The organism is Paenibacillus sp. MT86 (genome assembly GCF_058792535.1).
This window is the reverse complement of sequence record NZ_CM179499.1, coordinates 5135127-5157900: the sequence shown is the minus strand read 5'-3', so window position 1 is coordinate 5157900 and position 22774 is coordinate 5135127. Positions and strand designations below refer to the sequence as shown.

The 22774-nt window shown below is 52.2% G+C and carries 21 protein-coding genes; 13 read left to right on the top strand and 8 right to left on the bottom strand.

Annotated features, from left to right (window positions below; translation table 11 throughout):
• Nucleotides 1-6 precede the first annotated feature (6 nt).
• The 3 genes from AC3RCL_RS23215 to AC3RCL_RS23205 all read left to right on the top strand — a co-directional run bounded on the left by AC3RCL_RS23215 (nt 7) and on the right by AC3RCL_RS23205 (nt 2523).
• Nucleotides 7-507: a TRAP transporter small permease gene (locus tag AC3RCL_RS23215; RefSeq protein WP_090909365.1), complete on the top strand. Its 501-nt coding sequence runs from the start codon at nt 7-9 to the stop codon at nt 505-507.
• A complete protein-coding gene (locus tag AC3RCL_RS23210; RefSeq protein WP_426198117.1) occupies nt 507-1787 on the top strand; it encodes a TRAP transporter large permease in 1281 nt (426 codons plus the stop codon). The genes AC3RCL_RS23215 and AC3RCL_RS23210 overlap by 1 nt, the downstream gene beginning before the upstream one ends.
• A 73-nt stretch (nt 1788-1860) precedes the next feature.
• The gene (locus tag AC3RCL_RS23205; protein WP_492532239.1) at nt 1861-2523 is read left to right on the top strand and encodes a class II aldolase/adducin family protein; all 663 of its coding nucleotides are present in this window, start codon (nt 1861-1863) and stop codon (nt 2521-2523) included.
• Nucleotides 2524-2762: 239 nt separating this feature from the next.
• Here AC3RCL_RS23205 and AC3RCL_RS23200 read toward each other — a convergent pair whose 3' ends face one another.
• From AC3RCL_RS23200 to AC3RCL_RS23190, 3 genes are all read right to left on the bottom strand, one after another.
• Nucleotides 2763-3317: an HXXEE domain-containing protein gene (locus AC3RCL_RS23200; protein ID WP_492532237.1), complete on the bottom strand. Its 555-nt coding sequence runs from the start codon at nt 3315-3317 to the stop codon at nt 2763-2765.
• A gap of 140 nt (nt 3318-3457) precedes the next feature.
• Nucleotides 3458-4081, bottom strand: coding sequence for a TetR/AcrR family transcriptional regulator (locus tag AC3RCL_RS23195; RefSeq protein ID WP_096776113.1), 624 nt, complete (start codon nt 4079-4081; stop codon nt 3458-3460).
• A 292-nt stretch (nt 4082-4373) separates the two neighbouring features.
• Nucleotides 4374-5270, bottom strand: coding sequence for a LysR family transcriptional regulator (locus AC3RCL_RS23190; protein WP_452520140.1), 897 nt, complete (start codon nt 5268-5270; stop codon nt 4374-4376).
• 132 nt (nt 5271-5402) lie between these two features.
• Here AC3RCL_RS23190 and AC3RCL_RS23185 point away from each other — a divergent pair, with 132 nt between their 5' ends.
• Complete coding sequence (locus tag AC3RCL_RS23185; RefSeq protein WP_492536453.1) at nt 5403-6323, top strand: NADP-dependent oxidoreductase; 921 nt, start codon at nt 5403-5405, stop codon at nt 6321-6323.
• Between the two features lie 283 nt (nt 6324-6606).
• Nucleotides 6607-7512, top strand: a complete 906-nt coding sequence (locus AC3RCL_RS23180) for a DUF4097 family beta strand repeat-containing protein (RefSeq protein WP_492532234.1) — start codon at nt 6607-6609, stop codon at nt 7510-7512.
• An 87-nt stretch (nt 7513-7599) separates the two neighbouring features.
• Here AC3RCL_RS23180 and AC3RCL_RS23175 read toward each other — a convergent pair whose 3' ends face one another.
• From AC3RCL_RS23175 to AC3RCL_RS23165, 3 genes are all read right to left on the bottom strand, one after another.
• Nucleotides 7600-8301: a MerR family transcriptional regulator gene (locus AC3RCL_RS23175; protein ID WP_492532232.1), complete on the bottom strand. Its 702-nt coding sequence runs from the start codon at nt 8299-8301 to the stop codon at nt 7600-7602.
• 130 nt (nt 8302-8431) lie between these two features.
• A complete protein-coding gene (locus AC3RCL_RS23170; RefSeq protein ID WP_492532230.1) occupies nt 8432-9298 on the bottom strand; it encodes an alpha/beta fold hydrolase in 867 nt (288 codons plus the stop codon).
• Between the two features lie 203 nt (nt 9299-9501).
• Nucleotides 9502-10125, bottom strand: a complete 624-nt coding sequence (locus tag AC3RCL_RS23165) for a CGNR zinc finger domain-containing protein (RefSeq protein WP_452520148.1) — start codon at nt 10123-10125, stop codon at nt 9502-9504.
• 232 nt (nt 10126-10357) lie between these two features.
• Between AC3RCL_RS23165 and uvrA the strand changes: the two genes are divergently transcribed.
• The 3 genes from uvrA (at nt 10358) to AC3RCL_RS23150 (ending at nt 15139) form a co-directional block, all read left to right on the top strand.
• Nucleotides 10358-12859: an excinuclease ABC subunit UvrA gene (uvrA, locus tag AC3RCL_RS23160; protein ID WP_492532227.1), complete on the top strand. Its 2502-nt coding sequence runs from the start codon at nt 10358-10360 to the stop codon at nt 12857-12859.
• Nucleotides 12860-12888: 29 nt separating this feature from the next.
• Entirely contained in the window at nt 12889-14652 is a 1764-nt protein-coding gene (locus tag AC3RCL_RS23155; protein ID WP_492532225.1) for an ABC transporter ATP-binding protein, read from the top strand.
• Nucleotides 14653-14749: 97 nt separating this feature from the next.
• Nucleotides 14750-15139: a tautomerase family protein gene (locus AC3RCL_RS23150; protein WP_492532223.1), complete on the top strand. Its 390-nt coding sequence runs from the start codon at nt 14750-14752 to the stop codon at nt 15137-15139.
• Between the two features lie 84 nt (nt 15140-15223).
• On the opposite strand, the gene AC3RCL_RS23145 is transcribed toward AC3RCL_RS23150, so the two are convergent.
• Both AC3RCL_RS23145 and AC3RCL_RS23140 read right to left on the bottom strand, forming a co-directional pair.
• On the bottom strand, nt 15224-16777 hold the full coding sequence (locus AC3RCL_RS23145) for a multicopper oxidase family protein (RefSeq protein ID WP_492536451.1): 1554 nt from the start codon (nt 16775-16777) through the stop codon (nt 15224-15226).
• A gap of 30 nt (nt 16778-16807) precedes the next feature.
• Nucleotides 16808-17338: a hypothetical protein gene (locus AC3RCL_RS23140; RefSeq protein ID WP_492532221.1), complete on the bottom strand. Its 531-nt coding sequence runs from the start codon at nt 17336-17338 to the stop codon at nt 16808-16810.
• Nucleotides 17339-17484: 146 nt separating this feature from the next.
• Between AC3RCL_RS23140 and AC3RCL_RS23135 the strand changes: the two genes are divergently transcribed.
• The 5 genes from AC3RCL_RS23135 (at nt 17485) to AC3RCL_RS23115 (ending at nt 22757) form a co-directional block, all read left to right on the top strand.
• Nucleotides 17485-18171, top strand: a complete 687-nt coding sequence (locus AC3RCL_RS23135; protein WP_492532219.1) for a response regulator transcription factor — start codon at nt 17485-17487, stop codon at nt 18169-18171.
• Nucleotides 18168-19274 (top strand): HAMP domain-containing sensor histidine kinase, encoded by a 1107-nt coding sequence (locus AC3RCL_RS23130; RefSeq protein ID WP_492532217.1) that lies wholly within the window; start codon nt 18168-18170, stop codon nt 19272-19274. The genes AC3RCL_RS23135 and AC3RCL_RS23130 overlap by 4 nt, the downstream gene beginning before the upstream one ends.
• A gap of 43 nt (nt 19275-19317) precedes the next feature.
• Nucleotides 19318-20220 carry a LysR family transcriptional regulator gene (locus tag AC3RCL_RS23125; RefSeq protein WP_009593611.1) on the top strand — a complete coding sequence of 301 codons (903 nt, stop codon included), beginning with the start codon at nt 19318-19320 and terminating at the stop codon, nt 20218-20220.
• Nucleotides 20221-20580: 360 nt separating this feature from the next.
• The gene (locus AC3RCL_RS23120) at nt 20581-21771 is read left to right on the top strand and encodes a glycine C-acetyltransferase (RefSeq protein WP_213579417.1); all 1191 of its coding nucleotides are present in this window, start codon (nt 20581-20583) and stop codon (nt 21769-21771) included.
• Between the two features lie 17 nt (nt 21772-21788).
• Nucleotides 21789-22757 carry an NAD-dependent epimerase/dehydratase family protein gene (locus AC3RCL_RS23115; RefSeq protein WP_492532214.1) on the top strand — a complete coding sequence of 323 codons (969 nt, stop codon included), beginning with the start codon at nt 21789-21791 and terminating at the stop codon, nt 22755-22757.
• Nucleotides 22758-22774: the final 17 nt, after the last annotated feature.

The following is a 22774-nucleotide window of genomic DNA, read 5'->3' as shown; positions in this document are numbered from 1 at the left end:
TAAGCCATGCGGCAGACATTAAAAGCGATCGATACGCTCAACAAACTCGTGGGCATCGCAGTGGCCATGATCCTGGGTGTCATGTCCATCCTGATTATCATGCAGATTATTTACCGGATTGTCGGGTATCCGCTTCACTGGTCCGAGGAGCTGGCCAGATACTTGATGGTATACCTTGTTTTCCTGGGTTCCTCACTGGCGCTGCGCCATCATCGGCTGGTAGCGATCGAGCTGCTGCCGGAACTCGTGAGTGAAGTCAACCGAAAGGTGATTCGCATCACCGTCATGGCGATATGCATCGTGTTTTTCGTTCTTTTGCTGGTCCAGGGCATCGATATTTTGAACCGGGTCTCCGTGCAATCGTCGGCAGCGATGGGGCTTAGCATGTCGGTTCCATATGCAGCTATTCCGATTGGCGCGGTGCTGCTCATCATCAATGCGGTAGCGGTCATTTTGGAAACGATCGTTTCCGATACAATTCCGCCAGCGAAGGAGGAAGGTCTATAATGCCTATCGTATTATTCGGATGTTTGATCCTATTCTTCGCCATCAGCGTTCCGATTGCCGTCTCGATGGGAATGGCGTCTGCGGTAGCGATCTGGTGGGAAGGCGGCACGCCGCTGCTTGTACTCGTCCAGCGTTCGTTCACGTCAACGGATTCATTCCCGCTCATGGCGATTCCGTTCTTCGTATTCGCCGGCACCTTGATGGAATTCGGCGGAATTTCAAGACGGCTGGTGAATCTGGCGAATGCACTTACAGGCCATTTGCCAGGCGGACTTGGACTCGTAACGATTGTAACCTCGATGTTCTTTGCCGCCATATCCGGTTCCTCCGCCGCGGCAACCGCTGCGCTTGGCAGCATCCTGATCCCGGCTATGATCTCCCGGGGCTATCATAAGAACTTTACGGGTGCCCTTCAAGCGACGTCCGGTGAGCTGGGGGTTATCATTCCGCCAAGCATCCCGTTGATTCTATACGGGGTCGCTGCCGAAACCTCGATCGGTGATCTGTTTATGGCGGGGCTTATTCCAGGAATTATGATTGGTTTATCGCTGATGATTGCCGTTTATATCATTGCGAAACGAAAAGGCTATGCACGCGAGAAGAGAAAGACCCCAGCTGAAGTATGGCAGGCTTTCAAGGAATCCTTTTGGGCGGTCCTTATGCCGATCATCATTCTCGGCGGAATATACGGCGGCATCTTCACGCCGACCGAAGCTGCGGGCGTAGCCGTAGCGTATGCGTTCATCGTTGGCGTATTTGTGTATAAGGAGATTAAATTCTCCAAGCTGATCAACATTCTGACGCAATCCACGATTACGACTTCCGTCATCATGTTCATTATTGCAAGCGCAGGATTGTTCAGCTGGATCATGACGCGGGAAGGAATACCGCAGGCGGTTGCAGGCTTCTTCGTGAACATATCCGACAACCCGATCGTGTTCCTGCTGCTGGTCAACGTGTTCCTGCTCATCGTGGGCATGTTCATGGAGTCCAATGCATCCATCATCATTCTGGCACCTCTGCTGGCGCCGGTAGCGGCCGAATTCGGCATCGACCCGACGCATTTCGGCATCATCATGATCGTGAACCTGGCGATCGGGATGTGCACGCCGCCGCTCGGCATCAATTTGTTCATATCGGCCCAAATCGCGAAGATCCGGCTGGATCAAATCACAAGGGGCATGGTGCCGTTCTATATCGTGTTGATCATTGACCTGATGCTGATTACGTATCTTCCGCAATTGTCGATGTTCCTGCCAAACCTGTTAGGCGGCAAATAGCAGCATGCGGGTACTCGTCTTATAAGTAGTTATTGGTTGTAAATTAGGTATTGAAATACAGGAGGTATTGATCATGGCTAGCGCGGAAACGATTAGAAAAGAACTGCAGCACACCGGCAAATATATGATGCAATATGACCTTGCTTGGGGCAATGCGGGGAATATCTCCGCCAGAACGGAAGGGGACCGTTACATCGTTACGGCGAGCGGGACGTTCCTTGGCGAATTGGAGGAAGCGGACTTGATCGAATGCGATTTGTCCGGAAACGTATATGGCGCAAAGGGGCGCAAACCTTCCAAGGAAACGCCCATGCATCGGGCGATTTACGAGAGCCGTCCGGAGATCGGGGCGGTGCTTCATGCTTCTCCGTTCTACACAACGCTGATTGCCTGCTCCGACCTGGAGCTCCCCTCCAATATGTTCGTCGAGACGATGTATTATCTCGAGCGGATCGAACGCGTGCCTTACTATCATCCGGGGAGCGACGCGCTGGGCGAGGGCGTTCGGGAAAAGGCCAAGCTTGCCAACGTGCTGCTGTTAGAAAACCATGGCGTGGTGGTGTACGATACGACCATTCGCGAAGCGCGGATGGCCCTGCAGACCTTGGAAGTGGCCAGCCGGATGCTGATTACTTCGATGAGCGCCAAGGTTGGAATTCAGGGTCTTGGCCCAGAGACGGAGCGGGATTTCCTGGAGAAGGCAGGTTATAAGCCAAGGCGCAACTGGAGCTTGTAGGATAACGCCAATTAGTAACGAATCGAAATGCCGTCGGATGATCGGATCCGGCGGCATTTTTTCTTGTAATGCAGTTTTTGGCGAGGCTATCCAACTCTATTGTTTTAAGAAAAATACCGCTAAATGCGGCCTGACTGCCGAGAAAGTACGTCGATAGACGTTTCTTGTATAGTTCTGCAAGCTGCAGCTTGAAATGTCGAGCAGTCGCTGTTTTTTTTCTGCAATGCACGTATCGGAGCCTACGTATTTATGCGGTGCGGCGCGATTCGTTTACCAAGCGTTAAACCAAACCAGACCAGAAACAGAATGAGAGGCAGGGAGATCAGGGTTCCCATCGCGAATGCCGTGGCATCCACGATTCCAGTGGACAGCAGGCGGTTGAGCGCATAAATTCCGTATGGAATTTCAAGGACCGCAGTTGTAATGACGCCAGGGGTGTATGCCTTCAGCGCGATTGAGGCCCCCACATGTTTCACGCCGTCCAGCAGGAACACCGTAACGAACCCCGCGAACAGGCCGTTGAACGGGCTGCCGATATCGAAGGCGCGCGCCGTTAGAAACGTTACGCAGGTGAGGATGAACCCGATCAGCAGTACGGCAAAGGAGAATTGCAGGGTGATGTTCTTATCCCACGGAATGGAGACGGGCGAAAATTTCGTGATCCAGGGGCTGTTCTTGTTCTTCCTGAGCCACCATTCCATCGTGGCAATCTCTTCTCCGTCGTGAATGAAAAATACAACCGGCAGCAGCCACAACAACATGACGAAATTCCAATCTGGCATGAATGACAGCATAATCCTCATTTCTCCCTTCAATCTAACCATATTAGCGATGCCTAAAGAAAAGAAACTGAGTAAACACTCAAATTGAGAGGATAAAAGAAGCTGATGCAGCATGTTCTATACGGCCATCAGCTATTTGTACACATCGTTCTTCACGGAGAGAAGACGTCATGATCCGGTTCTTCGTTCATCCCATGCAGCAGCAGCCGGACGAGCTCGCGAATATAGGATTCGTCCCCGAGCGGGAGCGCCTCCTCTCCGAAACGGAAATGGAGCATGCTATAGACCAGGATGGACGAGGTCATCATCATCATGGCAACCTGAACCGTGTGTTCCGGTTGACGACTCGATCCCGCCGCCTGTTTGAGCATGCTGCTGCCTGCTGTCCCAAGACCACCGATCAGCCGCAAAACCTCTTTTGATACCTCGGCATCCTTCATGAGTTCAGGTGACCAGATGAGCATCAGATAATCCATGTTCGTCCTGAGGAACTGGAGATATGCGATGCCGTATTGAAACAGGGCCTCGTCCGCAGGAAGCTTAGACAATTCACCTGCATCCTCTTGAAGCTGCGCAGCAAAGGAAAAATTGTTCACAAGAAAGAGCAGCAGTTTCCGTTTATCTCCAAAGTGGTAGAAGATCAGCCCTTCGGCCACGCCGCTTTCGGCCGCAATCTCTTTGGTTGTCGTTGCATGGAATCCCTGCTGGGAGAACAGCTTCAGAGCGGCGTTCAATATCCGTTCCTTCTTGGCATTTCGACGGGTTGTTGTAGGCATAGGCAGATGTCTTTCTCCTTTGGAATGAAATAGGAAAAACTTCCTTGTGGAGCTTCCGGTTTCCATGGATGCTAAATAGTCATGAGGGATGAATTCAAAATACTGAGTGTTTACTCAAAAGTATAATCGTTCCCCAAATATTGTCAACCCTCGAAGTATCACCGCAGGGACTGTTCATTGTGGTCATGTTCTACCAAGGTGCACGGACAGACAACGTGCCCAAATGGAATAGCCAGGGAGTGAAACGGCGCTGCAGGGTTTGAAATTTCGATATCATAAAAAACCACGTCGTTTACGACGTGGTTATGTCTCTCTTACCGTGATCCGCGTAATATTCGACGAGGTAATCGCGGAAGGAAATCGCGGCCTTGGACAAGTATCTGGATTCCAGCCATGCGATTTGGAATACCCGGCGTGCGAGAGGCTCTTGAATGCTGAGCTTCGTCAGCTTTAATTCCTCGCTGCTTCTGCATTCCCCAATTAAAGCCACGCCAAACCCCGAACGGACCAGATCGGCGATGGTCCCGGGGTCTTCCACCTCGCAGACGACCTTCGGTTGAAAACCGGCTTGTTTGCAAAACTCGTTATTCATCTTCTGATACGGATGGCCCTCTTTATAACCCACAAAGGATTCTCCGGCAGCCTCGCTTAAGCGGATGCGATTGTTTCCGGCTAAGCGGTGGGTGGGGGGAACTGCCAAGAACACCTCTTCCACGTGCAATGGCAAGCTGCGTATATCCGGATGCCGAACGGGCATGGAGGTCAGAAAGAAGTCCACTTCATTATGTTCAATCGTCTGAACCATATCCTCCATCGAGGACTGGATAATATGAAAGTTGACCTTCGGATGTTTGCGCAGAAACAAGCGTAAAGGCTCGCGGAGCTGCTCCATGTTGGACAAGGCCAAATGAATGCGCCCATGCTCCAGCCCCGCAAGATCTTCCACTTCCCGCCGTCCCTCTTCCAGCAGCTGCAGGGCAGCTTTGGCTTTCGCCAAAAATGCTCTGCCGTACGGATTGAGGCGGATTTGCCTGCCTTGGCGTTCAAATAACGGAACCCCGAGATTCTCTTCGAGTCTGGAGATCGTCTTGCTGAGCGCCGGCTGAGCAATATGGAGCTCCTCTGCGGCTTTGGTCATATGTTCAAGCCTTGCTACGGTAACAAAATACTTCAGCTGCAACATTTCCATTACGGTTCACCGTCCCTGCTTATATACTCCAGTATATATATACATAGATTATTTTGTATTTTTTATTATCTATCGATGATTATAGAATGGTCTCAGAAACAAGATCAAGGGATGCATGAAAGGATGATCGTTATGAGAGCCGCTGCGTTCAGTACGATTGGACCGCCGGAAGTTTTGCGCGTTATGGACTTCGAAGATCCTCAGGCCGGCAACGGCCAGATAAGAGTTAACGTCAAGGCGGCTGGCGTGCAGCCGGCCGACTGCGGAATCAGGGGAAGCGGCTGGGCGCCGCCCGGGGTGACATTGCGGATGCCGCAAATCCTCGGCAACGAATTCGCCGGAACGGTTGATCAGGTCGGAGAGGGAGTGACGAACTTTGAAATTGGGGATGGCGTCATTGGCTGGTCATTACTCGCCTGCTACGCTGAATATGTCGTGGTCAGCGCAGACCAAGTTGTACGGAAACCCGATTCGATGCCATGGGAGGAAGCGGGTGCCTTGACCGCATCGGGGCAAACCGCCCATACGGCACTTGGGATGCTAGGGGTTGGCCATAAGGATACGGTTTTGATTCATGCGGCAGCGGGGGGAGTCGGCTCTTTTGCCGTCCAGATCGCACGAGCCTGGGGAGCGCGGGTCATCGGTACCGCAAGCGAGCGAAATCATGATTATCTTCGTTCGCTGGGCGCCGTTCCCGTTGTTTATGGACCAGGCCTTGTAGACCGGGTCAAGGCTTGCGCCCCCGAGGGAGTGACAGCCGCGCTTGATGCCGCCGGCGAAGAAGCGCTGCGGGCCTCGGTGGCGCTTGTCGGCGACCGGAGCCGCATCGGAACGATCGTGGCTTTCGATCTGGTAGAAGAATTGGGGGTGCGTCCGATCCGCAGCCAGCGATCCAAGGATCGATTAGCGGAACTGGTCCAAATGTATGAACAAGGGAAGGTGAAAATCCATGTGTCGCAGACGTTCTCGCTGAGCGAAGCTGCTGAGGCGCATCGTGCCGTGGAATCCGGTCATGTCCGGGGAAAGGTCGTGCTGCGGATAGACCAGCCATGAGATCCGCGCATGATTTCAGAGAAAAGGGTTGTTCCAAGAGTAGATCTTTTACTGCCGGAACTCCCTTTTCTTTTTTTTAGCTTGGTCCCCGAATTTCTACCGTTACAAAACCATGATTGAAATTTGGGGGCAACAGCGATTGGAAGAATGATCCGTACGTGCAGCGTCATACAAAAGACGGAGGGGGCGTCCCAGACTAAGGTCCAGGAAGAAACTGGTCCGCGGCAGAGTGTGAACTTTTTCCTCCACGATATAATGGACATATACATAAACAGGAATGGACGTGGAGGATTTGAAGAGAAAACAGAGCATGATGGCCGTGAAAATTTCGTCGCTGTTGATATTTGCCGTGCTGGTCGGATGCGATGCTGCCCAAAATGCCGATGAAGCCGTAAACCGGGAGCTTGATAAATTAGCGCAAATCGGGAACCTAGCCGGCGAATCGGCGATAGCCATCAGCGATCAAGTAAAACGGGAAGGGAAGGAGTTCGAATGGACGACGGCTCAGGAAGCCGGCACGGCCGAGGGACTGGTCATCGACCATGCCGTAGGCAATATCGAGCTTATCGCGGTACCCGGTAGCGAGGTCAACGTGAAAACAACCGTGTGGTTCAACGAAAGTTTTTTCAAGAACGATAACATTCGCACCCGGGTGACGGAGCAGGCCGCTACCTCCTTGGCGCTCCAGGATGGCATGCTGGAATTAAGGACGCATCCTAGAGACGACTCCGGCATTAGCCTGTGGGACTGGTCGCAGAAGCAGTTCGGCGATTCCGGATTCATGATCGATTATGTGATCGAGGTACCGGAAGCCCTGCAGAATATCCGTATCAAGAATGATGTCGGGAAGGTAAGGGTGAACGAGCTGAAGGGGGCTTTCGAGCTGCAGCTGGGAGCCGGGGAAGTTCAACTCAACCAAACGGAAATCACGGGCAGCTCCAGGATCGTATCCGAAGCGGGCAGCATCAAGCTGGATATTGGGCAGATCGACCCTGACGGCTCGCTGACGGCCAACACATCGGCAGGCAGCATCACCGCTGCGTTCGCGCCGTCCATGAAATATACGCTGAATACCGAAACCGAGCTTGGACAGATTACAGGAGCAAGCCGGGGACAGAGCGACGTCAACGGCGGCGGAGCGAAAATATCCCTGACGACCTCGGTCGGTTCCATCAAGGTTAATCCATAAGCGGCACATACACACAAACAAACCCGGATGAGGCTCCGGGTTTGTTTTTTTGTTACAGCAATAACCAATGTGCGAATGGATAGCGGATTACATTAACTTCAATACTTGGCACAATTGATATAAGTAGTGCACGCCACGTATCTGGTTATGATTGAGGTGATTGAGGTACACCAGCGTGTCCTTGAGCACCCGTCTGGCGTTATGAACCTGATGATGCTCGAGCTCATGCAGGACGTCCTTGATGACTTCAAGCGGGTAATTGGCTGAGCGGAGAATCCGAATGATCATAATCTGCCGGATTTGGGCACCATCGAATTTCCGGTAGCCGTTATCCTGATCCCGCGGCAGAATAAGGACGCCTTCCTTCTCCCAATGGCGGATGGCCGAGGAGGGAACGCCGATCTCGGCCGCAACCTCCCCGATGGTCAGCTCTTTCTTGCGGCCTCGGGCATCGACTGCGTCAAGCTGCTCCGTTTCCAGAATGCGGATGGTCCGCTCCGCAAGGATTTTATCCTGCTGGAGGCGGGCTTGCACCTCGCTTACGATCCAGAGCGCATCATCCAGCTCCCTTTCCTGCAGCTTCTTCATGACTTGCTTCGTCACGTCTACGCCGAAACCGGGAAACATGGCGCGGATGCACTCGAAATAAGCGGCATGCTCCTCGGTATATAACCGGTAGCCGTTCGGCGCACGCTCGGCAGGAGGGACAATTCCCCATTTCTCATAGTGCTTGAGCGCACTTGTGGTAATCCCGAGTTTCTTGGCGATATCAATCGGTCGGATGCCCATGATGTCCCCCCTACTTCATCCGGATCTGCCTGAATCCTTACTTATTGGGGGATTGTATCATGAAGTGCGTTTCCGAGAAAAGACGGATGAAAAAATAACCTATCACCTTGGGTGTGAATCATGCTCAGAATCATTGCCGTTCCAAAAATGCCCGAATGTATTGAACGATTTCCGGTCCATGGGATTCCAATGCAAAATGACCGGCACCCTTTAGAAGATGCAGCTCGGCATGAGGCAAATCACGCAGATACGGATGGGCTCCGTTCTCAGGGAAGATGTGGTCGCCTTGCCCCCACACAATCAGGGTTGGCGGCTGAGCATTGCGGAAATATTGCTGCCAAGCCGGATACAAGGGAGGATTCGATCCGTAATCCAGGAACAAATCCAGTTGAATTTCCTGATTGCCGGGACGGTCGAGCAGCGCTTGATCCAAGGTATAGGTGTCCGGGCTGATGAGGGAGGCGTCATCGACACCATGCGTATACTGCCACTTCGTTGCCTCGATGCTGGTAAGCCAGCGCAGAGCCTCGCGTTTATCCGGGTTTGCCGGATCTTCCCAATAAGCTTTAATGGGATTCCAGAATTCTTCGAGTCCCTCATCGTAGGCGTTCCCGTTCTGAATGATCAGGCCTCGGATCCGCTCGGGATGTCGCGCCGCGATCCGGAACCCGACGGGTGCACCATAGTCCATCAAGTACATATAGAAGGTCTGGATATTTAATTGTGCCAGCAATTCTTCGATGAGCTGACTGAAATGGTCAAAGCTGTAACGGAACTGATCATGGTCTGGCGCGCTGCTGTAACCAAATCCCGGATAATCAGGTGCGATCACATGATACTGATCGGCAAGGGACGGAATCAATTGACGATACATATGGCTGGAAGTCGGGAAACCATGCAGCAGTAATACGACAGGCGAGCCGGGAGCTCCTGCTTCACGGTAAAAAATGTCCAAACCGTTGATTTGAGCCGGATGATACTGGATTTTATGTTCCATTGGATAAACGCCTCCTTGAATACCTGCGATTTTTTTATGAAGCGATTGCTATGTAGATCCTTTGGACTGGTCGTCATTTATTTGTAGAACACTTCCTTCCTTTTTATTAACCATCATAACTAATTTAAGGGTATTATATATCCCGAATATTAACCTGTAAAGCTTTATTTTGGGTATTAAAAAAGGAATCTTAGACGATTTATCTAAGATTCCTTCGTTTGTTGTTTCTGACGCTCCAGATAGGCAGCGACCTTCATGCGGTTTCCGCATGTTTTGGGGCTGCACCAGCGCCTTGTGCCGTTTTTGCTATTGTCGTAAAAGCGAAGCACGCACGCCGGATTTTCGCATTTTTTCACCAGCTTCAAGTCATGGGTCGTTAAAAAATCAACGGCAGATGCGGCGATCGGGCTCAGCAGGTCCAGCGGCTTCCGAAAAAGCATCCGGCTTTTGCGGCTGTACGCGCTGCCTTCGGCCACGAGCACGGTGCGCATGATTTGCTCCTTCAGCAGCCCGTTAATGAACTGCAGGCTTGCTTCCGTTGAACTCTCGTTCGCAGTGCCCGGCTGAATCAGATGAAAGAGGTGGTCGCGGAGCAATCTGGCGGACTCCACGATCCGGGCTTCCTCCTCGTTGCCGTTATATACCGCCTTGCGCAGGTTGCGTTCCGCCTCCGACAGCAGGTTCGCCTTCACCATCCAATCCATTAAAGAATCGAAAGTATCCAGCAAATCCAGCGGCTGAGCGTTGACAGCGATCTTGGTATTCACGAAATCCAGCACGGGATGGTTGCCAATAAAATAAAATTCGGGTGCGATTTTTTTCGGCATGGGTACCTCTCCTCTGAAAACACGATACGTAGCGTAGATATTCATAGCCTATTATAAAGTCAATTGCGGTGCACAGACAACCAACAGGGCTTCAAACATTGTACATAAACCTTAAAGCTCCGTGACGGCTTTCGCCGTTGAAAACAGTGGTGGAGCAACCTTCGCAGGTTTGAAATTTTGTACTTGCATCAATGTTGTAAGATGGGTTTGTAAAATGAAGGAGGTAGGGAAGATGGAAGGAACGATTAAGATTCGCGGTGCCAGGGAGAACAATCTGAAAAATGTTTCGCTTGAGATTCCCAAATACAAACTGGTCGTCATGACAGGTCCGTCCGGCTCGGGCAAGTCCACGCTTGCCATGGATACGCTGCAGCGGGAATGTCAGCGGCAGTACATGGAATCCATGGGCATGGTGTCGGACACGGTCAGCAAGCCGAAGGTGGATTCGATTGAAGGGCTCTCCCCGTCGATCAGCGTGGGTCAGCACATTACGAACCGGAACCCGAGATCCACCATCGGAACGGTGACGGATATCTATACGCTGCTCCGGATTCTGTTTGCCAAGCTGGGGGAACGAAGCTGTCCTTCCTGCGGCGACAAGGTGATACCGAGTGTGGACGGAGAAGCCTATCACGGTCCTTCTGACGAGGAAGAAATCAGCGATTCCCACGAGACGGTTCATTGTAGGCGATGCGGTCATGGTCTCGACAAATTGACGATGTCGCATTTTTCCTTTAACAAGCCGGAAGGCGCATGCGAAACGTGCAGCGGACTCGGTCAAACGGTCAGCCTGAACATGGAAGCCGTGTTCCAGCTTGATTTGAGCCTAAGAGACGGCGGGGTGGCAATATGGTACAGCGCTCTTACCGATTATAACATCAGCATTCTGAAAGCAGCAGCCAAGTATTACGGGTTTGTGTTCGATGAGTTTATGCCGCTTCGGGATTATGGCGACGTTCAGCGCGATCTCCTGTATTATGGCGTGGAGAGTGAGCCGTTCAGCCGGCATTTTCCTGACGTGAAGCCGCCGAAGTCCGTAGGACAAGGCAAGTACGAGGGCGTAGTCACCGGAATATGGAGAAGGTACCGGGAGAAGGGGAGCGAGTCCGGGGAAGCGTCCCTGTTTCATGAGCATGTCTGCCCGGATTGCCACGGAACGAAGCTGAAGGAGGACAGCCGACGCGTCCGGATTGACGGCGTCTCCATTAACGAAGTTAACGCATGGTCGATCGGGGAAGCGCTGAATTGGATGGAGGCGCTGCTGAAGAAGCTGACGGCGGACCAATTAACGATCGTGGAACCGCTCATTTATGATTCCGTCGTGAGACTAAAGCGCATCATGGATGTCGGGCTAGGTTACATGTCCATGGAGAGGCAGGTCGTCACGATGTCGGGCGGGGAAGCTCAGAGGCTTCGGCTCGCATCGATTCTGGGCTCCGGCCTCACGGGCGTGCTGTACATTTTGGACGAACCGACGACGGGTCTGCATCCCAAAGATACCAGGGGACTTATCCAGGTTCTGAAGCAACTGAGGGATCTCGGCAACACGGTGCTTGTCATCGAGCATGACGAAGAAGTGATGCGGGCCGCCGATCATATCATTGATATCGGACCGGGTGCGGGAACGATGGGCGGCACGGTCGTCGGTCAAGGAACGCTGGAGGAATTGATAGGGAATCCCGAGTCCGTGACCGGATCGTATTTCCGGGATCCCACGATGTTGGCGGCTCCGAGTCGGCGGAGGACCGGAAACGGCAGCCTGCTGACGATCGAGAATGCACATCTGAGAAATCTGAAACATATTACGACCTCTTTCCCGCTAGGCTGTCTCATATCGGTGACAGGCGTATCGGGATCTGGTAAATCCACGCTTTTATTTGATCTTCTGGCGGAATCCGGAAGCGATCAATCAACTCCAATCCGCTGCAAAGCCATCACGGGCTGGGAATCGGTGGGACAGCTGATCAAGGTTGACCAATCGCCGGTATCCCGAATGCAGCGCTCTAACATTGCTACCTATACGGATGTTTACACTCATATCAGAAACTGGTACGCCAGCTTGCCGGAAGCTAAACAGAATCAACTGACGGCCAAGCACTTCTCTTTTAATACGCAAGGCGGACGCTGTGAGACATGCCAAGGCCTTGGCGTCGTGTCCGTGCATATGCACTTTCTGCCGGAGCTGGAAGTACGCTGCCCGGACTGCAAGGGCAAGCGCTTCAAGGAAGAGGTTCTCCGGGTGACTTTTAACGGTTACACCATTTCCGATATTCTGGATATGACGATTGAGGAAAGTCTTGCCCTGCTGGAAGTGAAGCCAAAGATCATGGAATTGACCCGGCTGCTCTGCGATGTCGGACTTGGATATTTGAAGTGGGGACAATCGGTGAGCACCCTGTCGGGCGGCGAGGGACAGCGGATCAAATTAGCAAAGGAACTGAGTAAAAAAACGAAAAACCACACGCTCTATTTGCTGGACGAACCCTCGACCGGACTTCACCCGGGCGATGTCCGGCAGCTTCTCGTTCTGTTAAACCGTTTGGTGGATGCGGGGAACACCGTGATTTTGGTTGAGCACAATCTGGACCTGATCTGGAATTCCGATTGGATCATCGATATCGGGCCTGGCGGGGGAGCAGCCGGCGGCTCGCTGGTGGCGTCAGGAACACCCGAAGAAGTGGCTGCAGTGGAAGCCTCGTTTACCGGCCGCTTTATCAAAGAAATCTATATGTGACGGGTTGAACGAGAAGGGAGGAAGTCGGAATGGAGCAAACCGTAGATGAGAGAGGCAAGGTAACAAAAACCACGGTTCGATATTTTATCAAGCTGCTGCGTTCTTCGGGCATTCCGAAGCTGGTGCTCTTTCTGGCGATCGTATTAAGTTTGGTCGGGGCGGTGACGGGACTTATCGTCCCGCTCATCACCGGCCAGCTCATCGATAATTTCGCCGCAGATGCGTTTAATATTCGCATGGTCGGCTTTCTGGCCGTCCTCTTCCTGCTGGAAGCCGTGGCCAGTGGTCTTTCGTATTATATGCTTGCCTATGTCGGGAACCAGACGGTGAACAAAATTCGGAAACGGCTCTGGACGAAGGTGCTGGCCCTGCCGGTTCCGTTCTTCGACAAGCATCGCTCGGCCGAGACGATGAGCCGTGTAACCAACGATACGAATGAAGTAAAGACGCTGATCACGGATCATCTGATCGCTTTTTGCTCGAATCTGCTGACCGTTTTGGGGGCTGTTGCGATCCTGTTTTACCTGGATTGGCGGATGACCCTCATCATCCTGATTGCCGTTCCGGTCGGGTTCGGCATTTTGATGCCCATCGGCGGAAAAATGTACAAAATCTCCATCAGCATGTATGGACAGCTGGCCCAGCTGTCCGCCATGCTGACCCAGGTGATCGGCGAGATCAGGCTGGTGAAAGCCTCCAATGCAGAGCGGAGGGAGGAGAAAAGCGGGTATGAGGATATGGACAGCCTGTACCGTTTCGGCATGAAGGAAGCCAAGATTAACTCGGTTCTGATTCCGTTGATGTCGATGGTCATGGTCGTTCTGCTGGTGGTCATCATCGGATACGGCGGCGTTCGCGTTTCTTCCGGTGCGCTCAGCGCCGGCGAGCTGGTATCGTTTATCCTGCTGCTCTTCCAAATTATGTTTCCTTTCAGCCAGTTCGCCACGTTTTACTCCCAGCTCCAGAAGGTGATGGCGGCAACCGAGAGATTGCGGCTTATTCTTGAATTCGAACCGGAGAGCGATCATCGTGCGGTGCGGCTGGCACCGGAAGGTCATCGGGACGTTGAATTCAAAAAGGTTACGTTTGCTTACCATGAAGGTGAAACCATTCTGTCCGACGTAACCTTTTCCATTCCAGCCAAGAAGGTCACTGCCCTGGTCGGGCCCAGCGGCAGCGGCAAAACCACGGTTTTTTCCTTGATCGAGCGTTTCTATGCGCCATCCGGCGGGGAGATTTGCTTCGGTTCGGAAGCAATCCGCGATTATACGCTGGAGTCCTGGCGCCGAAAGCTCGGATATGTGTCCCAGGACAGCCCGCTCATGACCGGAACGATCCGGGACAATATCGTTTATGGACGGGAGGAGCCGGTCTCCGACGAGGAGATTGCGGAAGCAGCGCGGCTCGCGTACGCGGAAGGGTTTATCGAGGCCTTGCCGAGAGGGTACGACACGGAGGTTGGGGAGCGGGGCATCCAGTTATCCGGAGGTCAGCGCCAACGGGTGGCGATTGCAAGGGCTTTGCTGCGGAAGCCGGACATCCTGCTGCTGGATGAAGCGACGGCAAGCCTGGACAGCGACTCCGAGCACGAAGTGCAGAAGGCGCTGAACAATCTGATGGTGGAACGAACGACCGTGGTCATTGCCCATCGGTTATCGACCGTCGTCGAGGCGGACCAGATTATTGTGCTTGAGAAGGGTCATATTACGGGAAGCGGCACGCATGAAGAATTGATCCGAAGCCATCCGTCCTATGTCGAGTGGGCAAAGAAGCAGTTCCAGACGGGGGAATAGGGACGGGGCAGGAAGGATTATTTACAGCCTGAAACGAATATAACGACAAGGTGACATAGCCTTTAGTTTAGATGAGATTAGAGGAGATGAGCAGAGCATGGCACAGATCAAAATTTACGGCTTCCGGGAGCGGCTGAACCCGGTGAAGGAGCAGCTGTCGGAAGTGATACATTCGTGCGTGGTAGACGCATTTGAACTTCCGGCGGATAAGAAATTTCATCGTTTTTTTCCCATGAGTCGGGAGGATTTCTACTTCCCTGACGGGAGAACGGATCGTTACACGGTGATCGAGATCAGCATATTTGAAGGCCGGACGGTGGAGGCTAAGAAACAGCTGATTCGATTGTTGTTCGAGCGGATTCAGCATACGCTGCATGTTTCTTCCCAGGACGTGGAGATTACGATTTTCGAAACACCGCAGCACAACTGGGGAATCCGTGGGCTTCCCGGGGATGAACTGGCTTTAGGGTATAAGGTGAATATTTAGAGGCTTAGCTAGTATTAACAATTGCAAACAAGCGCTCGATTACCGCTGGCTCCGGAAGCCTGGTGATCGGCGCTTGTTTTTTGTTCATTCGTGTTTATTTACGGTGGCACTCCCGATTTCGTAAGGCGTGTAAACCCCCTCATACATGAGATGCATCGACATCCCGGCCGCGGCATGGTCCAAATTGTGGCAGTGATCCATCCAAAGTCCCGGGTTGTCGGCTTCAAACGCTGCTTCATACGTCTCGCCTGGCGCTACATTCAGCGTATCCGTCCACCAGGGACTTCCTACGACGGGTTCTCCATTACGCTTCAAGACGAGAATATGGTGACCATGCAGATGCATCGGATGATCCATGAAACCCCGATTCACAAACTTCATTTTTACGATATCCCCTTCACGTACCATGAGAGACGGCGTATTCGGAAAGACATAACCGTTGATGGTCTGCACATTGGTCATCGTGCCGTTATAGAAGCCCACGCGGTTGTCGAGCACAAGCGTAAAGTTACGGTCATAGACGGTATCGGCGTCAAAAGGAACCGAGGACGGCGTGCCGTACTTGGCCGGATTGAATACCGGGCCCTCCCGGCCAGGAAGCGGCAGGTCCCGATCATTGCCGGCCATAACAATCGCTTCGCTCCGTTCGTTGATCGCATCGGCAGCATGCGTCAATGATACCGCATGATCCGGCATGGCAAAGGAAATATCGTAGCGTCCGCCGGCAGCCAGCAGCAGCTTTTGATTTTGTATCCACTGGGGACCGTTGAGATCCACGCCGTCAATGGAGGTTACTTTAAAGGATGCTCCCGATAAATAAAACATTTTAGGCATGTTATGTGCATTGATTAATCTTAACCTCACGGTTTTGCCCGGCATTACGGTCTGCCGCTGGAGCTTTCCCGTGGCTCCTAAGGTGAGCGTTGTTCCATTGCTCGTTCCTTTCGGATGAGCCATCACGGTTAAATCGACGTCTTCCAAAACGGTAGCGTCATCCGGTTCGATGACAAGCGTGCCATACAGCCCTTTGGCAACCTGCACCGAGGATTGCTGATGGGAATGATACCAGTATGTGCCCGTCTGTTCCGCGATGAACCGGTAGATAAACCGTTCTCCTGGCATGACGGCATTCTGCGTTAATCCTGCCACGCCATCTTCTCCGTTCGGAACATTTAGTCCATGCCAATGGATCGTAACGCCATCCTCCACATCGATATTGACCAGGTTAACCTCGACCAGCTCGCCTTCCTGAATACGGAGTTCCGGACCGGGAACGAGGCCGTTAAAAGCCCATACCTCTTCGGTTTCGCCTGAGGGCATGGTGAGCAGCTTTTTCTGTGCGCTTAATTCGAATGTGCGGTCAGGCGTTGAGGTCTGCGGTCCGCGCAAGCTGGCTACACTGATCGATTCTATATTCTCTGCAGATATGCTCGATGCTTCCGCATGACTTCCATGATGGCTATGGTTCTCGGGGCTTCCGCTGCTGTCATGACGGCCATGGTCCATCATGCTCATTCGGTCAGGCAGCCGGGACGAGATCAAGCCCGCGGAAACCATTATGGAGGTGATGGCAATGACGAGCAGGCACTTCCATGAGAATCGGATAAGTCTCTGCTTGTAGGTTACACGGTGATCCATGTTCAATGAATGCTGCAATTCCTTGAATTGTCATCTGCAGGAAACCCACGCCATGCCCATCAGGATACCGAATGCAATCCAGACGGTTATAAAACTGCTGAATCGGAGTGGAGATTGCGAGAGAAACAACATGTATAAGCAGGAGCATGCTGCTGCGTAGAACGCTGCCGAAAAAGGCGCCGCAAGGATGCGGTTGTTCAGGTATCCGCTTGAACCGTCGTTTAACTTTGCATGAAGCTCCGATAATTTGCGACTCGTTAATAAAGGCAGCGAGAAGAAAAAGACGGCGGAAATCGAGAGCGCATAGAGCGGCCACTGGATGAACACCTTGTCTTCGACAAACGCCCAATCGGCATTCCACAGCACCGCACCCGCAGCGAATTTAAGCCCTGTCATGATTTTGGCGGGCCACAACCAGAAGCGAAGTTTGTTTAGATGCTTAAGCAGGTCTTCCTTCGGTTGCGGCAGGCATGTCTTTTTTGCTCTGTAATAGACGATCCACCATATAAAAAAAATTAGAAACGTTAATACGTAGTCAAACATTAGCCAGCTTCTCACCATTGTGTACGCCCCTTTACATTTGTTTTGCATTCAGTGTACAGATCAAATGTGTAGAACTGTTGGAGATGATCTTTTCATTCTGTGTAGGATCACTTCTTATGCTGGAAACGGGTTATAATGGTTCTAAAAAGTGAGAGGTTATCGCAATGGAAACGACGCTGTTGCTTGTGGAAGACGAAGTGGCGATGCTGAAAACGATGAAGCTTTATTTAGAGGGCGAAGGGTTCCGGATTCTTGCCGTAACCAATGGTCAAGATGCGCTTGAGTGCGCCCGAAGAGAGCAACCCGCGCTTGTGGTGCTGGATTGGATGCTGCCTGGAAAGAGCGGAATCGAAGTGTGCAAGGAGCTGAGGCAATCCAGTGCTTGTGGAATCATCATGGTGACGGCGAAATCAGAGGAAACGGACAAAATTATTGGCCTGGAGCTTGGTGCGGATGACTACATAACCAAGCCCTTCAGTTTGCGGGAGCTGACCTCCCGCATTCGTTCGGTTCTCAGACGAACGGCTCCAATCCAGGTTGAGGCGTCGCCCTTGCAGCGCGGAGATCTGTTGATATCGGAAACCAAATGCCAGGTTACGCGAAACGGGGAGCTCATCCCGCTGACTCCGACCGAGTTCAAGATCTTGCTGACGCTGGCCAACAGGCCGGGGGTTGTGTTCAGTCGATTGCAGCTTATGAAGGCAGCTATGGATGATGATTTCATGAATTATGAACGCACCTTGGACTCTCATGTCAGTAAACTGCGCAAGAAGCTTGAGCCTGATCCTGACCATATGAAATACATTCAAACGGTGTATGGGTTTGGATATCGATTCGGTGAGCCGAGATGACGGTGCGCGGCAAGATATTCATGGCGATGGGCGTCCTGGTTATGCTTGTAACGGCCGCGTATATCGGCACAACGCAAGGCTACTTGGGAAGCCTGTTTGCCCGGTATGCTCCCGAGGGAAGCGGGGGTGGCCTCGGAGGGGAGCATCTCGAGGGATTAAGTAAATATGTGCTTGGCGAAATGAAGATGAAAGCTCTTATGGTGACGTTGTTTGTTGCATGCGCTGTGGTCGTTTTGGGTTACTGGCTTTCAGGTCTAATCATTCATCCGCTCCATAAACTGATCGCGGTCATGCGAAAAGTGGCCGATGGAGACTTGACAACGGAAGTGCCGATCATGCAAAAGGACGAGTATGGTCAGGTTGGGGAGGCGTTCAATTCCATGACGCACCAATTACGAGAGGCCATGGACCTTCGAAAAAGACTTGTCGAAGATATAGCGCATGAATTAAGGACGCCGCTATCCATCGTTCAATCCAAGCTGGAGTTGATTCAGCAGTCCCCAACCGATGTGAAGCCGGAAGTTTTGCTTCCCCTTCACGACGAAGTGCTGCGTCTGGTGTATTTGGTGGATGAGCTTCATCTTCTGAATACGGCGGAAGCGGGGGAGTTAGTCTTATATAAAGAGAAGACCGATCTGAACTTGCTATTGGGCAATCTCATGGAGCTCCTACAGCCGGAGGCGGATGCTTGCTGGGTTACGTTAAAGGGGCCTGAATATCGGGATTCGGCATGGGTTCTGGTCGATCCGAAACGGCTGAAGCAGGTATTACTTAACTTGTTAACCAATGCGCTGCGGCATACGCCGGAAGGTGGAAACATTTCGGTTCGAATCGATGCGAGGGACCTGTCCGGGCAGATTGCGATAAGCATAACGGACACGGGCACGGGCATACCTGCTGATGCGCTTCCTCATGTGTTCGACCGATTCTACCGGGTGGATAGCGGAAGAGGCAGGTCGACAGGAGGCTCCGGTCTGGGGCTTTCGATTGCTAAACAGATTGCAGCGGCTCACGGTGGATACATCCAAGTACAAAGCGAGCTTGGCAAGGGGACGGAATTTACGGTAATCCTTCCCTGGAGCCATGATAGCAGTAAAATTTAACGTGCGAATGTTATCCTTGAAAGTATAAAAAGGGGGAATCACTTTGACCTTACAACAATTAAAGTATGCCATCGAAGTTGCCAACCGTGGTTCCATGAACGAGGCGGCCAAACGATTATTCATTTCCCAGCCCAGCCTTTCCAACGCGATCAAGGATCTGGAGGAAGAGCTTCGCATTACGATATTCGAGCGGACGAACAAAGGAATATCCTTGTCCAAAGAAGGCGCGGAGTTTCTCGGCTATGCGCGGCAGGTGGTGGAGCAGGCAGAGCTTCTGGAAGGGCGTTATCTGAACGCAAAGCCTTCCCCGCAGCATTTTTCGGTATCCACGCAGCACTACGCCTTTGCGGTCAATGCCTTCGTGAAGCTGGTCCAGGAATACGGGCAGGATGAGTACGAATTGGCGCTGAGAGAAACGAAGACCTACGAAATCATCCAGGACGTCAAAACCCTGCGCAGCGAGATCGGCATTCTCTACCTGAACGAATTCAATGCCAAGGTGATCAACAAGCTGCTGAAGGATGCAGGGCTTCAATTTACCAGCTTGTTTACGGCGAGGCCGCATATTTTTATCAGCATCAAAAATCCGCTGGCCAAGCAGTCGATCGTGACCATTGACGAGCTTCAGAATTATCCGTATTTATCCTTCGAGCAGGGGGAATACAATTCGTTCCACTTCTCGGAGGAAATCCTCAGCACGCTGTCTCACAAAAAAAGCATCCGGGTCAATGACCGTGCAACCCTGTTCAATCTGCTGATCGGTCTGAACGGGTATACCATTTCGACCGGGGTGCTGAGCGCCGACCTGAACGGGAACGAGATTATTCCGGTTCCGCTCGCCTGCGATGAGACGATCAACGTCGGATGGATCAGCCATAAAAACGCGACCCTGTCCAAGCTTGCCGCAGCTTATGTCGAGGCGCTGCATGAAGCGATTGCCACCTGATTTTGATGGGATAGCTTCATACTATAGCTGGCTATAGTTAATTAGAGTTACTTATAACAGCAGCATGATGGATACCCTTTCTTACTCGCCCAAACGGAAGAACAGCAGTTGGAGAAACTGAGATTCATTAAAGATTTCGTGTACGAAATTTGGGCCTCGTAATTAATCTATCACCCTTTAGTACTCATAACGGCAGGCTGGTTGGCAGCCTACCATGAATGCTGAGGGGATTTTTTTGTCAGAAAATCTAATATAACATATTTATGTACAGGATATTGCATGAGTGTGACTTTTTGCATACAATGGAATGGTAAATGATATGTACGTTAAGATACTTCGGATCCACGGGAGGAATTTCATATGTCCAGTCAATCGTTAAGCGCTTTCTTACAGGATAATCTAACGGAACTCAAGCAGCAAGGGCTCTATAATACCATCCAGCCTCTTGAAAGTCCGAACGGTCCGCTCATTACCATTCAGGGTCGTGAATTCGTGAATTTATCTTCCAACAACTATCTCGGACTGGCAAATGATGAGCGACTGAAAGAAGCAGCCATCCGGGCTACGACCGATTTCGGAACAGGAAGCGGCGCCGTTCGCTCCATTAACGGAACGCTTTCACTTCATGTAGAGCTTGAGGAGAAGCTTGCGCAGTTCAAGGGAACTGAAGCGGTGCTGACGTATCAGTCCGGTTTCAATTGCAATATGGCGGCGATCTCGGCGGTGATGGGTGCCGGGGATGCCATTTTGTCGGATGAGCTGAACCATGCGTCCATTATTGACGGCTGCCGGTTGACCAAGGCGAAGGTTATTCGGTTTAACCATTCGGACATGGACGATTTGCGTTCGAAAGCAAAAGAAGCGAGAGAATCCGGTTTATACGGCAAGATCATGGTGATTACCGATGGCGTGTTCTCGATGGATGGCGACATTGCAAAACTCCCCGAAATCGTGGAGATCGCCGAGACCTATGATCTGATCACTTACGTGGATGACGCGCATGGATCGGGCGTGCTTGGCGGCGGTGCAGGCACCGTGAAGCATTTCGGGTTGTCGGATCGGGTGGATATCCAGATCGGAACCCTGTCCAAGGCGGTTGGCGTTGTCGGCGGTTATGTTGCCGGATCGCGCGACCTGGTGGATTGGCTCAAGGTTCGCAGCCGTCCGTTCTTGTTCTCGACTGCGCTGCCTCCAGGTACCGTAGCCGCTTGCATTACCGCTATCGACATCCTGCAGAACAGCAAAGACCTGCAAACGAAGCTGTGGGAGAACACCCGTTATCTGCAGGAAGGCCTTAAGCGCCTTGGTTATTCCGTCGGCCGCACGGAAACTCCGATTACGCCTTGCATCATCGGAGATGAAGCAACGACCCAGACATTCAGTACGAGATTGTACGAAGAAGGCGTGTATGCCAAATCGATCGTATTCCCGACGGTACCAAAAGGTACGGGAAGAGTTCGGAATATGCCAACCGCCATGCATACGAAGGAGATGCTGGATCGCGCACTTTCCGCATATGAAACCATCGGACGCGAGCTGGGTCTGATCTAATAAGGGGGCACGAGTTTATGAAACGAATTATGGTAACCGGCGCACTCGGTCAGATCGGCTCAGACCTGGTGGCGAAATTGCGCCAGATTTACGGCGAAGAAGCCGTTCTTGCAACGGACATTCGCCAAATCCATCATGAAACAGTCCTATCGGGACCGTTCAAAACACTGGACGTAACCGATCACCATGCATTTCACGAAGCGGCTAAAGAGTTTCGGGCAGATACGATCATTCATCTAGCGGCTCTTCTGTCGGCCAAGGCAGAATCCAATCCGGCACTGGCCTGGAACCTGAACATGGGCGGTCTGTTAAGTGCGCTGGAGACGGCGCGGGCCTTGTCCTGCCAGTTCTTTACGCCGAGCTCCATCGCGGCATTCGGGGCGGACACCCCCAAAAACGCAACGCCGCAAGACACGCTGCAGCGTCCACTAACCATGTATGGAGTCAGCAAGGTCTCCGGGGAGCTGTTGTGCGACTACTATTACCATAAATACGGAGTGGATACCCGGGGATTGCGCTTTCCGGGACTGATCTCCCATTCCGCGCCTCCGGGAGGGGGAACGACGGATTATGCGGTTGAGATGTATGTGGCCGCGATCCGCAGCGGAAGCTACACTTCTTTTATTGATAAAGGGACCTACCTTGATATGATGTACATGCCAGATGCGATCTCCGCCATCATTGCATTGATGGAGGCGGATCCGGCTAAGCTGAAGCATCGCAATGCTTTCAATGTTACGGCAATGAGCGTCGATCCTGAAGGAATTGCGGCCAGTATTCGCCGGCATATTCCGGATTTCAGCCTCGACTATGACGTGGATCCGATCCGTCAAGCGATTGCAAGCGAATGGCCGGACTCGCTTGACGCAACTGCGGCACGCGAAGAATGGGGATTTGATGTACAATATGATTTGAACCATATGACCGATGATATGGTGTCAAAGCTTATGGAGAAGCGGCGGACTGATCAGAGCAAGATCAGTTAACGGCTTAGTTTCAGAAG